The sequence below is a fragment of the Caballeronia grimmiae genome (assembly GCF_000698555.1).
In the GTDB taxonomy this organism is placed as follows: Bacteria; Pseudomonadota; Gammaproteobacteria; order Burkholderiales; family Burkholderiaceae; genus Caballeronia; species Caballeronia grimmiae.
On sequence record NZ_JFHE01000002.1, the window covers coordinates 175,715 to 195,467 of the forward strand.

The 19,753-nt window shown below is 63.7% G+C and carries 18 protein-coding genes; 14 read left to right on the top strand and 4 right to left on the bottom strand.

Features of this window, described 5'->3' with window-relative positions; genetic code table 11:
* Nucleotides 1-18 precede the first annotated feature (18 nt).
* The gene (locus BG57_RS03090; RefSeq protein WP_035960112.1) at nt 19-324 is read right to left on the bottom strand and encodes a high-potential iron-sulfur protein; all 306 of its coding nucleotides are present in this window, start codon (nt 322-324) and stop codon (nt 19-21) included.
* Nucleotides 325-667: 343 nt separating this feature from the next.
* Between BG57_RS03090 and BG57_RS03095 the strand changes: the two genes are divergently transcribed.
* Genes BG57_RS03095 through BG57_RS03115 form a run of 5 tightly spaced genes read left to right on the top strand, consistent with a single transcriptional unit; the run spans nt 668 to nt 5,786 of the window.
* Entirely contained in the window at nt 668-1,969 is a 1,302-nt protein-coding gene (locus BG57_RS03095; RefSeq protein WP_035960113.1) for a gallate dioxygenase, read from the top strand.
* A gap of 27 nt (nt 1,970-1,996) precedes the next feature.
* Nucleotides 1,997-3,346 carry an MFS transporter gene (locus BG57_RS03100; protein WP_035960115.1) on the top strand — a complete coding sequence of 450 codons (1,350 nt, stop codon included), beginning with the start codon at nt 1,997-1,999 and terminating at the stop codon, nt 3,344-3,346.
* A gap of 12 nt (nt 3,347-3,358) precedes the next feature.
* On the top strand, nt 3,359-4,384 hold the full coding sequence (locus BG57_RS03105; RefSeq protein ID WP_035960116.1) for an amidohydrolase family protein: 1,026 nt from the start codon (nt 3,359-3,361) through the stop codon (nt 4,382-4,384).
* A gap of 2 nt (nt 4,385-4,386) precedes the next feature.
* Nucleotides 4,387-5,070: a 4-carboxy-4-hydroxy-2-oxoadipate aldolase/oxaloacetate decarboxylase gene (ligK, locus tag BG57_RS03110; protein WP_035960405.1), complete on the top strand. Its 684-nt coding sequence runs from the start codon at nt 4,387-4,389 to the stop codon at nt 5,068-5,070.
* 14 nt (nt 5,071-5,084) lie between these two features.
* A complete protein-coding gene (locus BG57_RS03115; RefSeq protein ID WP_035960117.1) occupies nt 5,085-5,786 on the top strand; it encodes a substrate-binding domain-containing protein in 702 nt (233 codons plus the stop codon).
* 4 nt (nt 5,787-5,790) lie between these two features.
* Here BG57_RS03115 and BG57_RS03120 read toward each other — a convergent pair whose 3' ends face one another.
* Entirely contained in the window at nt 5,791-7,329 is a 1,539-nt protein-coding gene (locus BG57_RS03120) for a methyl-accepting chemotaxis protein (protein WP_035960118.1), read from the bottom strand.
* A gap of 159 nt (nt 7,330-7,488) precedes the next feature.
* Entirely contained in the window at nt 7,489-8,250 is a 762-nt protein-coding gene (locus BG57_RS03125) for a DUF899 domain-containing protein (RefSeq protein ID WP_035960120.1), read from the bottom strand.
* Between the two features lie 105 nt (nt 8,251-8,355).
* Between BG57_RS03125 and BG57_RS03130 the strand changes: the two genes are divergently transcribed.
* The 3 genes from BG57_RS03130 to BG57_RS03140 all read left to right on the top strand — a co-directional run bounded on the left by BG57_RS03130 (nt 8,356) and on the right by BG57_RS03140 (nt 12,618).
* Entirely contained in the window at nt 8,356-9,576 is a 1,221-nt protein-coding gene (locus BG57_RS03130) for a hypothetical protein (protein WP_035960121.1), read from the top strand.
* 45 nt (nt 9,577-9,621) lie between these two features.
* Nucleotides 9,622-10,257 (top strand): Vgb family protein, encoded by a 636-nt coding sequence (locus BG57_RS03135; protein WP_035960122.1) that lies wholly within the window; start codon nt 9,622-9,624, stop codon nt 10,255-10,257.
* A gap of 87 nt (nt 10,258-10,344) precedes the next feature.
* Complete coding sequence (locus BG57_RS03140; RefSeq protein ID WP_035960123.1) at nt 10,345-12,618, top strand: EAL domain-containing protein; 2,274 nt, start codon at nt 10,345-10,347, stop codon at nt 12,616-12,618.
* Between the two features lie 4 nt (nt 12,619-12,622).
* Here BG57_RS03140 and BG57_RS03145 read toward each other — a convergent pair whose 3' ends face one another.
* On the bottom strand, nt 12,623-14,074 hold the full coding sequence (locus tag BG57_RS03145) for a SulP family inorganic anion transporter (RefSeq protein ID WP_035960124.1): 1,452 nt from the start codon (nt 14,072-14,074) through the stop codon (nt 12,623-12,625).
* 360 nt (nt 14,075-14,434) lie between these two features.
* Between BG57_RS03145 and BG57_RS31115 the strand changes: the two genes are divergently transcribed.
* From BG57_RS31115 to BG57_RS03175, 6 genes are all read left to right on the top strand, one after another.
* The gene (locus BG57_RS31115) at nt 14,435-15,025 is read left to right on the top strand and encodes a CsgE family curli-type amyloid fiber assembly protein (protein WP_160174703.1); all 591 of its coding nucleotides are present in this window, start codon (nt 14,435-14,437) and stop codon (nt 15,023-15,025) included.
* 36 nt (nt 15,026-15,061) lie between these two features.
* The gene (locus BG57_RS03155) at nt 15,062-15,514 is read left to right on the top strand and encodes a curli assembly protein CsgF (protein WP_035960125.1); all 453 of its coding nucleotides are present in this window, start codon (nt 15,062-15,064) and stop codon (nt 15,512-15,514) included.
* A 22-nt stretch (nt 15,515-15,536) separates the two neighbouring features.
* The gene (locus tag BG57_RS03160; RefSeq protein ID WP_229753961.1) at nt 15,537-16,457 is read left to right on the top strand and encodes a CsgG/HfaB family protein; all 921 of its coding nucleotides are present in this window, start codon (nt 15,537-15,539) and stop codon (nt 16,455-16,457) included.
* 20 nt (nt 16,458-16,477) lie between these two features.
* The gene (locus tag BG57_RS31120; protein ID WP_152562493.1) at nt 16,478-17,017 is read left to right on the top strand and encodes a hypothetical protein; all 540 of its coding nucleotides are present in this window, start codon (nt 16,478-16,480) and stop codon (nt 17,015-17,017) included.
* Nucleotides 17,018-17,161: 144 nt separating this feature from the next.
* Nucleotides 17,162-18,442, top strand: coding sequence for a hypothetical protein (locus BG57_RS03170; protein WP_081850821.1), 1,281 nt, complete (start codon nt 17,162-17,164; stop codon nt 18,440-18,442).
* A 149-nt stretch (nt 18,443-18,591) separates the two neighbouring features.
* Nucleotides 18,592-19,707 (top strand): porin, encoded by a 1,116-nt coding sequence (locus BG57_RS03175; protein ID WP_052005595.1) that lies wholly within the window; start codon nt 18,592-18,594, stop codon nt 19,705-19,707.
* The last annotated feature ends 46 nt before the right edge of the window (nt 19,708-19,753 follow it).

The following is a 19,753-nucleotide window of genomic DNA, read 5'->3' on the forward strand; positions in this document are numbered from 1 at the left end:
GGGAGCGGCCGGGCGGCTTCACATATTCGTGTACGACGCACACCAGCCCCGCGCGGCCACCTGCTTATCCCCGAACAAGGTGCATCCGCCCCAGGCATCGGTGGATTTGCCCTGAAAGAGCGAGCAATTCGCACAGTTTTGATCCGCCGCGAAGTTCGGATACTTCACCTTGTCGACCTCCGCGGCATCTTCCTTGTAGCCGACGGCCATCGCCGCCGGATCGGCTTCGTTCAGATGCGGCGCATCCGCGTGCGCCCGGGCGAGCCACAGCGACGCGCCCGCGCCTATCGTCATCACCATGAAACTGCGGCGGGAAGTGTTCATATCGGGGAAATGATCCGGTTGTCGTTTTCGTGATGCTAGCGGAACGATACGCCTCCCCGCGCTTCGATGCATGCGCGGCCAGCCGCCCTTGCGTCCTTTTTGTCCGCCCATCTGTTTTGTTTATCGGCATACTTCGCCGCCGATGCGCGGCCCCCGCCCGCAAAGCCGCCACAGGCCGGCGTGCGATCACTCCGGGCGTATTCGTTCTTGCGCCGCCTCATGGTTTACGCGCAGTACCGCGCCTTCGGTGCTCCCCTTATCGTCGCTTTCAGTTTTCGCAACGAACCGGGCCGCGTGCAGCCGACGAGCGCCTCATCGCCCGGACCTCACGGAGCACCTCAATATGGCCCGCATCATCGGCGGCATTGCCGCCTCGCATACGCCCACTATCGGTTTCGCGTTCGACAAGAACAAACGCGACGATCCCGTCTGGGCGCCGATCTTCAAGAACTTTGCGCCGCTCGCGGACTGGATCGAAGCGAATCGCCCCGACGTCATCGTGACCATCTACAACGATCACGTCACGTCGTTCTTCTTCGATCACTACTCGGCGTTTTCACTCGGCGTCGGTCCCGAGTGGCGCGTAGCCGACGAAGGCGGCGGCGCGCGCGATCTTCCGCCGATCAAAGGGCATCCCGCGCTCGCCGCGCACATCGGCAACTCACTGATGACCGACGAGTTCGACATGTCGTTCTTCCAGAACAAGCCGCTCGATCACGGCTGTTTCTCGCCGCTATCGATGCTGTGCCCGCACAAGCCCGAGTGGCCCGTCAGGATCGTGCCGCTGCAAATGGGCGTGCTGCAACTGCCGGTGCCGAGCGCGCGACGCTTCTACAAGCTCGGAAAGGCGCTGCGCCGCGCGATCGAAAGCTATCCGGAGGACATCAAGGTCGCCATTCTCGCGACGGGCGGTCTTTCGCATCAGGTGCACGGCGAGCGCGCCGGTTTCAACAATATTGAGTGGGACGCGCGTTTTCTCGATCTCTTCGAGCGCGATCCCGAGCAACTCGCGGACATGACGCTGGCCGAATATGCGGCGCTCGGCGGCTACGAAGGCGCGGAAGTGGTCATGTGGCTGACGATGCGCGGTGCGTTGCCGTCGAATGTCGTGTGCAAGCATCGCAGCTACTACCTTCCTTCGATGGCCGGCATTGCGACCGCCATCTACGAAGGCGAGGACAGCGAGACGAAGCCCGCGATCATCGAGCGGCATCGCCAGCGCATGGCGGAACAACTGACCGATGTCGAGAAGCTCGACGGCACGTATCCGTTCAGCATCGAGACGGCGGTGCGTGCGTACCGCATCAACGACTATCTGCATCGCATGATCGAGCCTGCGCATCGCGAAGCGTTTAAGCAGGATCCCGAAGCAAGTTTCGAGACGGCGGGCCTGAGCGACGAAGAGCGCGACATGATCCGCCGCCGCGACTGGCGCGCGATGCTGCATTACGGCGTGATCTTCTTCATGCTCGAAAAGCTCGGCGCGGTGACGGGCGTATCGAACCTGCACATCTACGCTGCAATGCGCGGCGAATCGCTCGAAGAATTCCAGCGGACCCGCAACGCACCCGGCGCGCTGTATTCGGTCGCGGGCAAAAGCGCGGACAAGCTCGACTGGGACACGGCGGAGAAGGGCAAGGAATAAATAACACCTACAGGGACGGAGACACACATGACTAGCGGTAGAACCATCGACATCAAGAGCTTCATCGACGAGCGGCCGATTTCCGCCTACCAGTGGCTGCTGGTGGCGCTGTGCTTTCTCGTCGTCACCGCGGACGGCATGGATGTGGCCATCATGGGCTTCGTCGCGCCGTCGATCATCGCGGACTGGCATATCTCGCGGCCCGCGTTCGGCCTCGTGATGAGCGCGGCGCCTATCGGTCTCGTGATCGGCGCGCTGACGGCGGGGCCGGCATCGGACCGGATTGGCCGCAAGGGCGTGTTGATCGCATCGGTATTCCTCTTCGGCGTGTTCACCATCGCCACCGCGTTCACCACATCGCCTACGAGCATGGCGATACTGCGCGTGCTGACCGGCATCGGGCTCGGCGCGGCCATGCCGAACACGACGACGCTGCTCTCCGAATACGCGCCGCAACGCAAGCGCGCGCTGCTCATCACGGTCATGTTCACGGGCTTCAACCTCGGCTCCGCGTTGATCGGCTTCGTCGCGGGATGGCTGATTCCGGTGCATGGCTGGCGCTCGGTGCTGATCTTCGGCGGCGCCTTGCCGCTCGCGCTGATCCCGCTGCAAATCTGGCTGTTGCCCGAGTCCGCCCGGCTGCTTGCGGTGCGCGGCGCGACCCAGGAGCGAATCGGGAAGGTGCTCGGCCGTGTATGCGGCGCACGCTTCAACGGCGACGAGACCTTCGTCTCGAACGAGCCGCCGCTGCCGACGAAGAAGCCTATCGGCGTGCTGTTCTCGCACGGCTATGGCGTGCTGACCGCCGCGTTGTGGATCACCTATTTCATGGGCCTGCTCGTGATCTATCTGCTGACCGGCTGGCTGCCGACGCTGATGAAGGACGCGGGCCTGACGGTGACGGCAGCGGCCAACATCACGGCGATGTTCCAGATTGGCGGCACCATCGGCGCGATCATCGTCGGCTGGATCATGGACCGCGTGCGGCCCGCGCCGGTCATCAGCGCGGCGTATCTCGGCGGAGCGGTGTGCGTGCTGGGGCTGGCGTGGATCGGCGCGTTGTCGTCGTCGCTCGCGGTGCTCGTATTCGCCGCTGGATTCTGCATGAGCGGCGCGCAGACGGGACTCAACGCTTTTGCGCCAAGTCGCTATCCGACGGTCGCGCGTGCAACCGGGGTGAGCTGGATGCTCGGCATGGGCCGCTTCGGCAGCATCTTCGGCTCGGCCTTCGGTGGCGCGCTGCTCGGTCTCGGCTGGCAGTTCGGCGCAATTCTCGCGATGCTCGCGGTTCCCGCGACGCTCGCCGCGATCGCCATTCTTGTTGCGCAACGGGGCCGCGCGGAAGAACCCGCGCCCCAAACGACCGCTGCACATTAGTACGGAGTCAGGATGATCATCGACATACACGGCCACTACACGACCGCGCCCAAGGCGCTGGAGGCGTGGCGCAACCGGCAGATCGCCGGCATCAAGAACCCTTCGGAGATGCCGCGCGTATCGGAACTGAGTATCAGCGACGACGAACTGCGCGAGACCATCGAAAGCAATCAGTTGCGGCTGATGCGCGAGCGCGGCCTCGATCTGACCATCTTCAGCCCGCGCGCGAGCTTCATGGCGCATCACATCGGCGATTTCGACGTGTCGAGCACGTGGGCCGCGATCTGCAACGAGCTGTGCTACCGCGTGAGCCAGTTGTTTCCCGACCACTTCGTTCCGGCGGCGATGCTGCCGCAAAGCCCGGGCGTCGACGTGTCCACGTGCATTCCCGAACTCGTGAAGTGCGTGGAGCAATACGGCAATGTCGCGATCAACCTGAACCCGGACCCGTCGGGCGGGCACTGGACGAGCCCGCCGCTTTCGGACCGCTATTGGTACCGGATCTACGAGAAGATGGTCGAGTACGACATCCCCGCGATGGTCCACGTCAGCACCAGTTGCAACGCTTGCTTTCATACGACGGGCGCGCATTACCTGAATGCCGACACCACCGCGTTCATGCAGTGTCTGACGTCGGACCTGTTCCGCGATTTTCCGACGCTGCGCTTCGTGATTCCGCACGGCGGCGGCGCGGTCCCGTATCACTGGGGACGTTTTCGCGGCCTCGCGCAAGAGTTGAAAAAGCCCCTGCTGAAGGATCATTTGCTCAATAACGTGTTCTTCGATACGTGTGTCTATCATCAGCCGGGCATCGATCTGCTCACGCGCGTGATCCCCGTCGACAACATCCTGTTTGCAAGCGAGATGATCGGAGCGGTGCGCGGCATCGATCCTGAAACGGGCCACTATTTCGACGATACCAGGCGCTATATCGAAGCTGCATCGATGCGGCCCGAAGCACGCCACAAGATTTACGAAGGCAACGCGCGCCGTGTGTATCCGCGGCTCGATGCGGCGCTCAAGGCAAAGGGACGATGAACATGTACGAACTCGGAGTGGTGTATCGCAACATCAGTCGCGCCGATGGCGACGCGGCAACGAAGCTCGGCACGCTCGGCTCGGCGACGGTACACGAAGCGATGGGCCGCGTCGGCCTGATGAAGACGTACATGCGGCCCATCTATACGGGCGCGCAGGCCAGCGGCACAGCGGTGACGGTCCTGCTGCAACCGGGCGACAACTGGATGCTGCACGTTGCCGCTGAACAGATTCAGCTGGGCGATATCGTCGTGGCCGCGTGCACGACCGACAGCACCGATGGTTTCTTCGGCGACCTGCTCGCGACGAGCTTCAAGGCGCGCGGCGCGAGGGCGCTGATCATCGACGGCGGCGTGCGCGATGTGCGCGTGCTCACGGAGATGGACTTCCCAGTGTGGAGCCGGGCGATCTCTTCCAAGGGCACGGTGAAAGCCACGCTCGGCTCGGTCAATATTCCGGTGGTCTGCGCGGGTGCGCTCGTCACGCCCGGCGATGTCATCGTCGCGGACGATGACGGCGTCGTCGTGGTGCCGTCCGCATCTGCGCACAACGTGCTGCAAAAAGCCGTGGCGCGCGAGGCGCTCGAGGAGGAGAAGCGCGCGAAGCTCGCGAGCGGCGTGCTCGGCCTCGACATGTACAGCATGCGTGAGCCGCTGGAACGCGCGGGCCTGCGTTACATCGACTGACGCAGGCGCGTGCGATGAACGAGACACAGACGCCCATCACGGTCATATCGTCGATGGCCACACGCCAGATCCTCAACGATCTCGCCGATTCGTACACGCGCAGCTTCGGACAGCCTGTCACGGTCGAATCGGTCGGTGGCGTGGAAGCAGCGCGTCGTGTGGAGGAGGGAGAGGCGTTCGATATGGTCGTGCTCGCGGCCAATGCGATCAGCCGTCTCGTCGCAGCGGGACGCGTCGATGCAGCGAGCCGTGTCGGCATCGCGCGATCAGGCATTGCAGTGGCTGTTGCGGCGGGGGCGGCGCGTCCGTGGATCGATAGCGAAGCCGCCGTGCGCAACGCGGTGCTACGCGCACGCAGCATCGGCTATTCGACCGGCCCCAGCGGCGCGCATCTGATGCGGCTCTTCGAACGATGGGGCATTGCAGAGGCGATTCAACCGCGTATCGTGCAGGCGCCGCCGGGTGTCGGCGTCGGTGCGTTGATCGCGCGTGGCGACGTCGAACTGGGCTTCCAGCAAACGAGCGAACTGATCGGCGTCGATGGCGTCGACGTGATCGGCTCACTGCCCGATGCGATCCAGGCGATGACGGTCTTCGAAGGCGCGTTATGCGAAAACGCGCGAGCCGGGGAGGCCGCGCGTTCGTTGCTCGAGTTCATGCGCCATGCCGATGCGGATACCGCGAAGCATCGTTACGGCATGGAAGCGGTCCGCTAGAGAGTCAGGCTTCCTGCAACCTGAACGTCTCCACTGCCGTGCGCAACGCCGCCGCCTGATCTTCCAGCGATTGCGCCGCCGCCGCCGCTTCTTCCACCAGCGCGGCGTTCTGCTGCGTGACTTCATCCATCTGCGTGACGGCGCGCGCAACCTGGTCGATGCCGCTGCTCTGTTCTTCCGATGCCGCCGCGATCTCGCCCATGATGTCCGTCACACGCTGCACCGCGCCGCTGATTTCGGTCATCGTGCGGCCCGCTTCATCGACGAGCGCGCTGCCCGACTGAACGCGTTCCACCGATGTATCGATCAGTTCCTTGATTTCCTTCGCCGCCGCCGATGAGCGTTGCGCAAGCGAACGCACTTCGCCCGCGACGACTGCGAAGCCGCGTCCTTCCTCGCCGGCACGCGCCGCTTCGACCGCTGCATTCAGCGCAAGAATGTTGGTCTGAAACGCGATGCCTTCGATGATCGTGATGATGTCCGCGATCTTCGCCGAGCTTTGGTTGATCTCGCCCATCGTCGTCACCACTTGCGACACGACATTGCTGCCCTTGCCCGCAATCTCCGATGCGTTCGCCGCGAGCGCGCTTGCCTGCCGCGCGTTGTCGGCGTTCTGCTTCACGGTGCCCGTCAGCTGGTCCATGCTCGACGCCGTTTGCTGCAGCGCCGATGCCTGTTCTTCGGTACGCGATGACAGATCGATGTTGCCCGCCGCGATCTGCTTCGTCGCCGATGCAATCGATTCGCTTCCCGAACGAACTGAACGAACGGTTTCGATGAGGCTCGACTGCATCGTCGAAAGGCCACGCAGCAGTTGGCCCATTTCGTCATTCGAGGTCACGTTCACATGGCGGCGCAGGTCGCCCGATGCGATCGCGGTGAACTGCGTGAGCGCGGCATCGAGCGGACGTGCGATCCGTCGACGGAGCGAGACCCACGAATAGATGGCCGCTGCGACGCCGATCAACATTGCAGCGATGCTCGCGATGCGGAACGTGTCGTACTGCGCCTGTCCCGCAGCGAAGGCGCTCTGCGCCTGTTCGAATTGCAGCTTGCGCAGGGTAGCGCCCGTCTTCGCCAGTTCGTTGAACCCGGCCTGCATGGCGCTCGCATCCGCGACGATCTTTGCCTGATCCTTCGCGCGGACGTCGGCGTATCCCTGATCGAGAAGCTTGTACATATTGTTGCGCTGAGCGTTGAACTGGTCAGCGAGCGCTTTCTCATCCGGTTCCTGCGGCACCGCGGCGTAGCTCGTCCAGGCCTCGTCGGAGGTCTTACGCATCAGCGAGCCGCGTGCAATGGCCTCTTCCGCTGCGCTCGTGCCGACGTTAAGCGCGGCGCGGTCGAAGCACAGACGCTCGCGCGCCACGAACATTTCCGCGTTGCCCAACGAAACCGCGCCCGGCATCTGATTGGTGAAGAGTTCGTGCGTGAGCGCATTGGAGCGCGTCATACCGATCAGCCCGACCATACCGATCGCAATCAGAAGCGCGCTCAGCAGCGACATGGCCAACGCCAGCCGGCCCTTGATAGTCGAAAACATGTCTTCCCCACAGTGGCTGCATCGCGTCGTTCCCGCGCCGGCTGCGATGCTGCGCCGGGCGTGGGCCGAGAAAATCCATCGGATTCCATAGATAACGACGACTGCGCCACGCTCTTTAGTCGAGGAAAACACTTATTTCAGGAAGCGCACGATCGATCGTCATGTTGCGTATTCGTCGTGGCGCTTCCACCAGTTGCCCGTTTCATTGCGGCCCTTCGGCGCGCGATCGAGCCATTGATACATGCCCCAAAGCGCATCGAGGCCGCGCGCATAAGCGGAGTACGTTTGATAAATAACGTCGTCTTCGAACGCGAACGCGCTCATGCCGGGACGGTCCCGCGTGAAACTCGGTGCATCGGTGCCGCAGTCGGCGGCGAATGCCTTGACGGGCTCGGGCGCGTCCTTCATGTCCATCGCGTGTTCGCCGCGTGCGTAGTTGTATGCGATATCGCCGGTGCGCTGCTGCGCTTCCGTGAACGATACGTTGAAGTCGTAATTGAACTCGCCGCCATGCGCGGATGCCCACGGGAACGTCCATTCCATGCGCCGCTTATAGGCCGCAAGTTTGTCGATCGGCGCACGCGATACCGCCCACAGCGCGACATCGTGATGCGCGAGGTGAATCGCGAAGCCATCGAAGCTATCCGCGATCGACGAGCACGACGGGCATCCCGCGCTCCAGTCGGGCCCGAACATAAAGTGATACACGAGCAGCTGCGAACGGCCGCCGAAGAGATCGGCGAGCGTCGCATCGCCTGCTTCGGTGTCGAAGCGATATCGCTTGTCGACACGAACCCACGGCAAGCGTTGCCGTTGCTGCGCGAGTTCATCGCTTCGCCGCGTGAGTTCCTTCTCCGCCTTCAGCAGATCGAGCCGCGCTGCAAGCCAGTCGTCGCGTGTTCCGGTAGTGTGCGTCGTCACGTTTCCCGCCTCCTTGTGCGCCGGTTGAAAGATCGTCGCGATGCATGGTGTTAGATTACTGCGGGGCATCCGGAGCGGGGGAGTGACAAGCGTGGCGCGATTTGCATGGACTCGTTGATTACCGCGGCGGCGCGCGCGCTCGCGGCGGGTGATCCGCTCGGCGCGCTGAATCGCGTCGCGTGGCGCAGCGATGCGCCTGCGCTCGCGCTGCGCGGCATCGCGATGGCGCAGCTCGGCGACTTCGCCCGCGCGAAGACGCTCGTCAAAAGCGCGGCGCGTGCGTTCGGCGCGAAGGAAGCGGTCGCGCGTGCGCGATGCATCGTTGCGGAAGCGGAGATCGCGCTCGCATCGCGCGAGCTTGCGTGGCCCGCGAAGGCGCTGGATCATGCGCGCGAGACCCTCGACGCGCACGGCGACCACCTCAACGCGGCCCATGCACGCACGCTCGAAGTGCGGCGCGCGTTGCTCATCGGACGCATCGATGAAGCGGAACGCATGCTCGGCGCGATCGATTCAGCGACGCTGCCGCCCGCATCACTCGCGGCGCATGAACTGATGGCAGCGGGCATCGCGATGCGCCGTGTGCGGACGAAAGCCGCGCGCATCGCGCTTGCCCGTGCGAGCGATGCCGCATGCGCTGCCGGCATTCCCGCGCTCATCGCGGAAGTCGAAGCCGCGCGGCACAGCCTCGACGCGCCCGCCGCGCGCATCATCGAGCAGGGTACGGCACGGCTTCTCTCGCTCGATGAAGTCGAAACGTTGTTCGCCTCCAATGCGCTCGTGATCGATGCCTGCCGCAACGTCGTTCGCGATGCTCATACGCTCGTCTCGCTGGCGAGGCGTCCCGTGCTCTTCATGCTGGCGCGCATGCTCGCGGAAGCATGGCCTTGCGATACGCCGCGCGATGCGCTCATCGCTCGCGCCTTTCGCATCCGGCGTGCGGACGAGACACATCGTGCGCGGCTGCGCGTCGAGATGGGCCGTCTGCGCGCGATGTTGCGCCCGCTCGCCGATGTGCACGCCACACGCGATGGCTACACGCTCGCGCCACGGCATGCACATACGGTTGCGGTGCTAGCGCGCCCGGTCGATGACGAGCACGCATCGCTCCTGGCCTGTCTCGCCGATGGTCAGTCGTGGTCCAGCTCCGCGCTTGCGCTCGCGCTCAACGCAAGCCAGCGCACGGTGCAGCGCGCGCTCGACGGACTGGCGTCGGCGGGGAAGGTGCAATCGTTCGGGCGCGGACGCGCGCGCCGCTGGATGACGCCGCCGATGCCGGGATTCGCGACGGCCTTGTTACTCCCCGCCGATCTCGCGAGCGGCTAGGATCGACTCATGCATCGACCCGATGCAACGAGCGAGGACAGACACATGAAACATGCGAAGGCAGAAATCATTCGTGAATATGGGCCTTTTCCGGATGTCGAGGCGGTGCACGGCCTGACCTACGACGGACACGCGGTGTGGTTCGCCGCCGGCGACACGCTCAACGCGCTCGATCCGGAAAGCGGCGAACTGCAACGCAAGATCGACGTGCCGGCGCATGCGGGCACCGCGTTCGACGGCGAGCATCTGTACCAGATCGCGGAGGACCGCATCCAGAAGATCGATCCACGCACGGGCCGCGTGATCGCGACGATTCCGGCGCCCGGTGGCGGAGCGGACTCGGGTCTCGCGTGGGGCGAGGGCGCGCTGTGGGTCGGGCAGTATCGCGAGCGCCGCATTCATCAGATCGACCCTGAAAGCGGCGAAATATTGCGCACGATCGAATCGAACCGCTTCGTCACGGGCGTCTCGTGGGTGGACGGCGAACTCTGGCACGCGACGTGGGAAGGCGACGAGAGCGAACTGAGGCGCATCGACACGCAAACCGGCGACGTCATCGAGCGGCTCGAGATGCCGGAGGGCGTCGCCGTATCGGGACTCGAATCGGATGGTGCGGACCGGTTCTTTTGCGGCGGTGGCCGCACAGGCAAGGTTCGGGCGGTGCGCAAGCCGAAGGCATGAGCACGCTCTCCCACTCAAGACTTTCCGATTTGCGCCGTTAAGGAGCCAAGTGCATCACGTACGGTCACGTCGGAAAGGAACAAAGCGGTGCAGGAAAGAGCGAGCGATTTTCTCGGGACGATCGATGAAACCGTCGCCCGGCGATTTCCCTATGTCGAGTGCATGCGTCGCTTCGATGCGTTTGCGCTGGCGATGCTCGGCGTCGCGCTCGTCGTGGCGATGACGCCGTTCCTGCCGCTGCCGTGGAACGTGCTGCTCGGCGCGGCCGCGGTTGGCGCGTTGACCGTCATTCATCTGATGTTGCAGTGGCGGCGGCAGATTTTCGTCGCGCGACAGCTTTCCAACGGACTGCTTTTCATCGCGGAAGACTGTCTGAAGCTGCTCGATCTCGAAGGCTGCGTCGTATGCATTTCCGATGTCGGCCGCAAGCTGATCGGTGCGGATTGCGCGGACGAAGTCGTCGGCGTCGACTGGATAGCCTTGTGGAACGGCCCCGATGCGCGCGATGCGTTCGAACGTGCGAAGGCGGGCGCATCGACGTCGTTCTCCGGCTCGTGCCGCACGATGACCGGCGCGCTCAAATGGTGGACGTCGAGCTTCGCGCCGGTATGCGGCGAAGCGGGCCGCGTGGTGTCGGTGCTGTGCAAGTCGCGCGACATCACGGCGGAAGTTGCGCTCATCGAAGAACTGCGCGGCAATGCGCGCGTGCAGAAAGACATGGAAGATCATGTCGACGCCGTCTTCTGGACCACGACACACGACTTCCGCGAACTGCTGCATGTCAGTTCCGCGTTCGAGCGCATGTGGGAAATGCCGGTGGCCGCGCTCGAAACCGACAAGACCGCGTGGATGCAGCGTGTGCACGCAGACGATCTGCCCAGCCTGCGAGACAAGATGCGCGAAGCGGTGAACACGGGCGCGCCTTCACAAAGCTATTTCCGCCTTTGTCTGTCCGGCGAGCGCACGCGCTGGGTGCGCGCGGACATCTATCCGGTGAACGAGGACGGCGCGGTGTCGCGTGTGGTGAGCGTATGCGTCGATGCCACCGAGGAGCGCATGCGTCTTCAGGAACTGCATCGGCTTGCGAATACCGACAGCCTCACGGGCCTGCGCAATCGCAACGCGATGACCGATGCGCTGGTCGATCGCTGCGCATCCGGCGAGCCGTTCGCGTATCTGTTCATCGATATCGACCGCTTTAAATCCATCAACGATACCGCCGGCCACGATGCGGGCGACGCCGTGCTCAAGGCGATCGCGCGACGCATCGCCGATGCGATGCCGGAAGGCGCGGTCGCGGCGCGTCCCGGTGGCGACGAGTTCACCGTGATCCTGCCTGGCCGCTTCGATCAGCAGCGGATCGAGCGCGCATGCAGGCGGCTTGCGCTCGCCTGTCACCGGCCAATCAAGCTGGGTTGCCGCACGGTCACGATGACATGCTCGACCGGCGTGGCGCTCTATCCGGATCATGGCGGCACGCCCGAGGATCTGTTCATCAGCGCGGATATGGCGATGTACGCCGCGAAGCGCGCGGGCCGCAATGCGTTTCGCGTGTTCGGCGAAAGCGAGAAGGGCGATCTCGCGCGCGCGCATCTCGAATCCGAATTGCATGACGCCATACGCGCCAATCAGTTCCTGCTGCATTATCAGCCGCAGTATCGCGTGGATACGGGCGCGCTCGCCGGTGTCGAGGCGCTGCTGCGCTGGAACCATCCGCAGCTTGGGCTGATAGAGCCGGGCGAGTTCGTGCCGGTGCTGGAAGAGAGCGGATTGATCGTTGAAGCGGGACACTGGATCATTCGCGAAGCCGTGCAGGCGGCCGCACGCCTCGCCGCAGCGGCGCCCGATGTGCGCTCGGTCGCTGTGAACGTGTCGCCGAAGCAGTTTCGCGACCCGCGTCTCGTGTCGGTGCTGATGCACGCGATGAAGCGAAGCGGCGTCGACGCGGACCGCATTACGCTGGAAATTACGGAATCCGCATTAATCGATAACGTCGACGATGCGCAGGACGTGCTTGCGAGAATACGCGAGATGGGCGTGCGTATCGCCATCGACGATTTCGGCACGGGCTATTCGAGCCTCAGTTATCTCGCGCGTTTCCGGCCCGACGTGCTGAAGCTCGACAAGTCGTTCGTCGACAACATCGCCACCGACCCGATGATGCGAACGGTCGTCGAAGGCGTGATCGGTCTCGCGCACAAGCTCGGCGTGACTGTCGTGGCCGAAGGCGTCGAGACGCCGGAGCAGCTCGAGCACCTGAAAGACGCGCGTTGCGACAAGATGCAGGGCTTCCTGCGCGCGCGGCCCGTGGCGCTCGATGCGTTGCTGGAAGACGTTGCGTACGCTGAAAACTCAGCTTGATCGCTCAGTGCGACGGCTCGTACTGCGTGCCCGTCGCCTTGTCGTGCGTGGCGTATTTTTCGATCATCGTCGCACTGGCGCGATTCAATCCCGCGATATCCACCGCTATGCCATTGCGCCGGAACTTGTGGACGATGCGATCGAGCGCATCGATCGCCGTGATGTCCCAGAAGTGCGCGGGCGACAGATCGAGCCGCACCGAGCGCACCGGCTCCCTGAAATCGAACTCGCCAACGAACGCTTCCGACGAGGCGAAGAACACCTGCCCGCGCACCACGTAGCGGCGCTCGCTTGCCGCCTGATCCAGCGTCGATTCGACGACCAGCACCTGCCGCACCTTCGACGTGAAGAACAGCGCGCTCAACAACACGCCGACGAACACGCCCATGGCGAGATTGCCTGTCGCGACCACGACGACGACCGTCGCGAGCATCACGGCTGACGAACTTTTCGGATGCGTGCGCAGGTTCGCAACCGAGCGCCAGCTGAACGTGCTGATCGACACCATGATCATCACCGCGACGAGCGCGGCCATCGGAATCTGCCTGACCCACGGCCCGAGAAACACGACGAGCACCAGCAGCAGCGCGCCCGCGATGAAGGTCGACAAGCGCCCGCGTCCACCCGATTTCATGTTGATGACCGTCTGGCCGATCATTGCGCAGCCGGGCATGCCGCCGAGAAAGCCCGCGGCGATGTTCGCGCAGCCCTGGCCGCGGCATTCGCGATTCTTGTCGCTGGGCGTATCGGTGTAGTCCAGCAGGCCCACCAGCGCGATCGCCACCGAGTACGGGAAGACGATGCGCAGCGTGTCGAACGAGAACGGCACTTGCGGCAACGCGAAGAACGGCAAGCGGTCCGGGAAAGCGCCCATGTCGCCTACAATGCGCAATTGCAGATGCAGCACCATCGCGATCGCCGTCATTACGATGATGCATACGAGCGGCGACGGTATCGCCTTCGTCACGCGCGGCAGCAGGTAGATGATGGCGAGGCCGCCCGCGACCATCGCGTAGACGTACCACGGCGCGTCCTGCAATTGCGGCAATTGCGCGAGAAAGATCAGGATGGCAAGCGCGTTGACGAAGCCGGTAATCACCGAGCGCGACACGAAGCGCATCAGCGCGCCAAGCTTCAGCACCCCCGCGCCGATCTGCAGCACGCCCGCGAGAATGCCCGCAGCCAGCACGTATTCAACGCCGTGCGCCTTCACGAGTGATGACAGCAGCAGCGCGACCGCGCCCGTCGCCGCCGAGATCATGCCGGGCCGCCCGCCTGCAAAGGCGGACACGATTGCAATGACCGACGCCGCATACAGCCCGACTTTCGGATCGACCCCCGCGATGATCGAGAAAGCGAGCGCTTCGGGAATCAGCGCGAGCGCGACGACGATGCCAGCGAGCACGTCGCCGCGAATATTCGAGAACCATTCCTCGCGCAGCGTGTGAGTTTTCATAGGGGTGAGTTCGTTGAAGCGGCCGTTGCGCAAGGGCAAAAGCAAAAGAGGCGCGATTCTAACCGATGGTGCAAACCCTCATGGGAGGCGGGCCCGGCCGCCGCAAACGTTTCCTTTCGATACGCATTCAGCGGCATTTAGCTTCCCTGTGCTTTTCGTCAGTCGAATGTGGCGCTTCCAACATAGGGGCGGTTCATTCTTCAGCACAATCCGATCCGTCTAACGAATAAAGCAAAACACAACACGCTCGAAGGCAGCACCATAGCGGCCAGGGCATACGGGGAAGTCATGCAGCGAGTGAAAGCAATGCGCCCGAGAAGGTGCGCAATCGCAGTGTGCATCATCGCAATACCGGCTTTCGTGTCCAGCGCATACGCTCAGGATGCCGAAGCACCGTCGGCATCTAATGCGGATGTCGGCAGCCAGGCGCAACCGCTGATCGCGCTGCCGACCACGCCGACGCCCAGCCCGGTCGCGCGCACCGCGCCGTTGCCTGCAGCGAACGGTGCGCCGCTGTCGTCGCGCGGCACAGTGAACGCGTCGGAATCGCTGGAAAAGAGCGAAACGCTCGCTGGCACGCCGCGCGCCCGCACCGCCGACATCAACGGCCAGAAGCCGCTCGACGACGCGCTCGGCGGCGTGGTGACCACCGACACGGTCACGCTCGCCGGCCAGGACTTCTATAGCTGGTTCGCACAGGCCTGGACCGCGATCCCGCTTTCCGACCGATACATCGTGTCGGTGCACGAGCGTCCTTCGGCGCGTTACGGCAGTCTCGTCTGGGTGGAGTTCGGTCAGCGCCGCGTGTTTCAGGCGTTCCTGCCGATCGCCCGCGCGAACGTGCGGCCCGTTGCGGAGAACGCGGCGCAAGTCGCCTTCCAGAACGTCATGCAGGCGGATCTGACGCGCCTGCTCTTTCGCGACGCCGACATGGCGACGGACGAACTCTAATAAAAAAGCAGCACGGCCAAAACTACGGGGAACACGATGAAAACGAATGCGCTTGTCCGCAGCGCGGTGATCGCCTGCGCGCTCACGTCGACGCTCTTCATGCCGCTTACCGATGCACATGCAACCGCGCTCGTCTACGAGCCGGTGAATCCCAACTTCGGCGGCAATCCGCTCAACGGGCCGAACCTGCTCAATGAAGCGAATGCGCAGAACAAGTACAAGGACCCGTCGCTGTCGGATCTCGGCACGGGCAGCCAGTCCACGCTCGACCAGTTCAACACGCAGTTGCAGCAAGCGATTCTCTCGCGCGTGGCGTCGTCGATCTCGAGTTCCATCGTCGGGGCGGACGGCACGCTGCATCCGGGCACGATCAACACGGGCAACTTTTCGATCGCGATCACCTCGGTGACGGGCGGCAATCTGCAAGTCACGACGACCGACAAGACCACGGGCGCGTCGACGACTTTCGTCGTCGGCAACGGCCAGTAACGCGAGCGCATCTGCAATGAACATGAATGCTTTCAAACCCGCGGCGCTTGTGGCCGCCGTCATCGGCGCGATGCTGCTCACCGGTTGCGTTACCGCGCCGATGCCATCGTCCGGCAATGCGACGCTGACGCCGCCGACGCGCGTCACGCGCGATCTCACCCATCTGCCGCCGCCGAAGGGCAGGATCATCGCGGCGGTGTACGGGTTTCGCGATCTGACCGGCCAATACAAGCCATCGCCGGATAGTTCGTTTTCCTCACAAGTCACGCAAGGCGGGGCGTCGTTTCTCGTCAAGGCGATGCGCGATTCCGGCTGGTTCACGCCGGTCGAGCGCGAGAACCTTCAGGACCTGCTGACCGAACGCAAGATCATGCGGGCGCTCGAAACGCCGGACGACAAGAACCGCGCCGGTTCCATTCCGCAGATCGGTGCGCTGGCGCCCGCGAGCATCGTGCTGGAAGGCGGCATCGTCGGGTATGACTCGAACATCCGGACGGGCGGCGCGGGCGTCGCGTATCTGGGCATCAGCGCGTCGCAGCAGTATCGCGTGGATCAGGTCACGGTGAACCTGCGGGCGGTGGATATCCGCAACGGCACGATTCTCAACAGCGTATCGACCACGAAGACCATCTATTCCGTTCAGGTCGATACCGGCGTGTACCGCTTCATCGGCTTCAAGGATCTGTTGCAGGCCGAACTCGGCATGACGCGCAACGAGCCGCAGCAGTTGTGCGTGAACGAAGCGATCGAATCCGCGCTCGTGCATCTGATCGTGCAGGGCGTCGCGAATCAGAGCTGGTCGCTCAAGGACATGAAGGACTGGTACGACCCGACGATGCAGCGGTATCTGCAGGAGAACCAGGGCTATGTCGCGACGATGGAAGACGTGAATCCGCCTTATAGCCCGGTGAAGGTCGATCCGCCCAAGACGCTCGGTGGTTGAACATGAACAAGGAGACAAGAATGAATCAGCCGGTTGCGCCCTGGCGCGCATCGAAAGTGGCGTTGTGTGCGGCGGTTTTCGCGGTCGTGAGCCTGTCGCTCGCGGTGTTCGCAGCGGATTTGTCGCCGGTATCCGACTTCGGGCCGTCGGAGCCGGGCTTCAACGGCGGCGCGCAGTGGGCCCGTGTTTCGCAAGCCGGCGCGGGCAATCGCATGGTTGGAGTGCAGTCCGGCGCGAATGGCCTGATGGCGAATCAGGCGGGCGTCGCGAACGCGGCTGCGATCGCGCAGGGCGGCAATGGCAACTTGACGGCGCTTGCGCAGACCGGCAGCGGCAACCACTACGAAGGCGTGCAGGCGGGCGTCGCCAACCGTTCCATCGCCGTGCAGAACGGCAGCAATAACGCAGCGACGGTCACGCAGATCGGCTCGTCGATGTCGTCGCAAGTGACGCAACTCGGGGTCAACAACGAGGTCGCCATCTTGCAGAGCCGCTACGGCGCGACGCTGCAAGTCATGCAGAACGGCAATGGCGCGAGGGCGTCGGTTCTTATGAAGTAGCAACGTTTTTCCGCCAGGGCGTGATGCCAGGGCGCGAGGAGACCGCAGTAAGGAAGGTGCAGGTCGTTGAGGCCGGAGCGCGGCAGGGGCTGAACTCCGTCAAGCAGAGAAGTCACTCAAAACATAAACCACGAGGCTATAAAAATGAAAGTCAAGGCATCTATCATCGCTATGGGTCTGGCCGCGCTCGCATCGGGCTCGGTATTTGCAGCAGGTTTCTCGGCCAATGAATCGGCGACGGTTTCGCAATTCGGCGAATCGAACAAGGCGACCGTCGACCAGCAATCGTCGATTGGCGACCGCGTGAGCGTGCTGCAAGACGGCAACGGCGCGAAGGCCACGGTGACGTCGAAGGACGGCGGCTTCAACCGCACGGACATCGCGCAAAACGGCGCATTTCGCGGCGATTCCGGCCTCGTCGCCAACGTGACGCAAGATCGCGCACTGGGCGAGCGCACGAGCATCACGCAATCGGGCAGCAACTCGACGGCCAGCGTCACGCAAACGGCATCGGCCGGCGACAACGACAGCATCCGCCAGAACGGCACGAACAACACCGCGAAGATCACGCAGACGAACGCGGCCGGCAATACGGTGAACATCGATCAAGGTCAGGGCAAGGGCTTCGCCCGGCTCGACGGCGGCAGCGCCACCGTCACGCAGACGTCGACGTTCGGCAATAACGTGCAGATCTCGCAGACCGGCGACCACGGCATCGCGAATGTCGAGACCACCGGCGGCGGCCTGAACAAGACCACCATCACGCAAACGGGCGGCGGCACGGACGCGTATGTCGGCCAGCACAGCGAACTGGGCGATACCGTTTCGATCAAGCAGGACGGCTCGGCACTCGCCAAGGTGTTCTCGAACAACGGCGGCGGCAACAAGACGACCATCGAGCAAAGCGGCGCCTATGCACCGAACTTCGCGCAAGTGAACCAGGGCAATGCCGTCAACGAAACGACGACGATCGTTCAGAGCGGCCCGCTGTACAACAAGACCTACGTGAACCAGTACAACGAGTCGAACGACCACACGTCGGTGACGCAATACGGCAGCACCAACGAAGCCACGCTCACGCAGCAGAACGGCGGCCGCAACGTGCTGACCTCGTTCCAGGGCGGCTCGAAGAACAGCGCGAATCTGACGCAGCAAGCGGCGGTCGAATCGTCGCTGCTGTCGGTGCAACTCGGCGATCTGAACGTGGCCAACGCGACGCAGTCGGGCAAGGACGAAGAACTGCTGCTGACGCAAGTCGGCTTCGGCAACAGCGCGACGGCTTCGCAATCGGGCACGGGCAACAACGCGTACGTTGCTCAGTCGGGCTACGGCAACGTGGGTTCGGTGACGCAGGTCGGCGCGGGCAACACGGCGATCGTTTCGCAAAGCGGTGCGAAGAACACCGCGACCATCTCGCAGCGTTAAGCATCGACGAGGCGTAGCGAAACTTGCGGGCGGCATGCGGCTTTCGGGCCGTATGCCGCCCGCTTTTTTTTGCTGCGGGGCCCATATCAGCCAGTTTCGCGAGATAGTGCTATGGTCGTGCGCGACGAAATCTCATCACGATCACGCCCATGAAAACCACCATCGCGGCTGTCAGCCACGCGGCAGGCCTACTTCTTTTCGCATCGACCGCATGGGCGCAATCCAGCGTCACGATGTATGGCCGTGTCGATGGCGGCATCGAATATCTGAATCATGTCGCCAATGGCGCGGGCGGCAATTCGACGCGATGGAGCGCCGAAGGCGGCGACTGGGGCACGAGCATGTGGGGGCTCAAGGGCGTCGAAGACCTGGGCGGCGGCATGAGCGCCGTCTTCACCCTGGAAACGGCGCTGCAGATCATGAACGGGAGAACGGGCGGCGATCGCATGTTCTCGCGGCGGGCCTATGCCGGCCTGAATTCGAAGACGTGGGGCCAGATTCAGGCGGGCCGCAATCTTTTCATCGATAGCGACGGCGTGTGGGAATTCGATCCGTTCGTGCAGGAAGCGGTGTCGTCCGCATCGCTCGTGCGAGGACGCAACTGGCAGCAGACGAGCAACAACGTCGAGTATCACAGCCCCGTGTTTCATGGCTTCGACGTGCAAGGGCAGTATGCCTTCGGCAATCAGCCCGGCGCGTTCAACAGCGGCGCGCCCGGCGAATTCGGCAGGTCCGAGGGCATCATGCTGACGTATCATTCGCCGCTTCTCGACGTGCGCGGCATCTACGACGAACTGCGCGATCAGAACGGGCGGCTCAGCAACATCTTCTCGTCGTCGCGCGAGTACTTCGTCGGCGCGAATCTCAAGGTGGACAAGTTCAAGGTGCAGGCCGCTTATACGCACTACGCCGCGCCCGATTCGCCAGCAGGCGTCGCCGATAGCGCCGATCACTACTGGCTCGGCGCGACGTATCAGGCGACGCCGCAATGGGCCGTCACGGCAGCGGGCTTCTATATTCATGTAGGCGAGGGCGCGGGCGATGCATCGCATGATCCCGCGAGCCACGCGACGCTCTATGCGCTCGGCACCACCTACAACTTCACGAAGCGCACCTTTCTCTACGGCACCGTGGCCTACGTGCGCAACAGCGCGAACGGCACGTTCTCGGTGTTCGCGACGCCGCGCAACGCCGATGTCAGCACGAGTCCGCTGGCCGGCGAATCGCAGACGGGCGCGTATGTCGGCATGATGCACATCTTCTGATCGTTTAAGATACGCCGCCTCGATAGTCGACTCATCAACGCGGAGT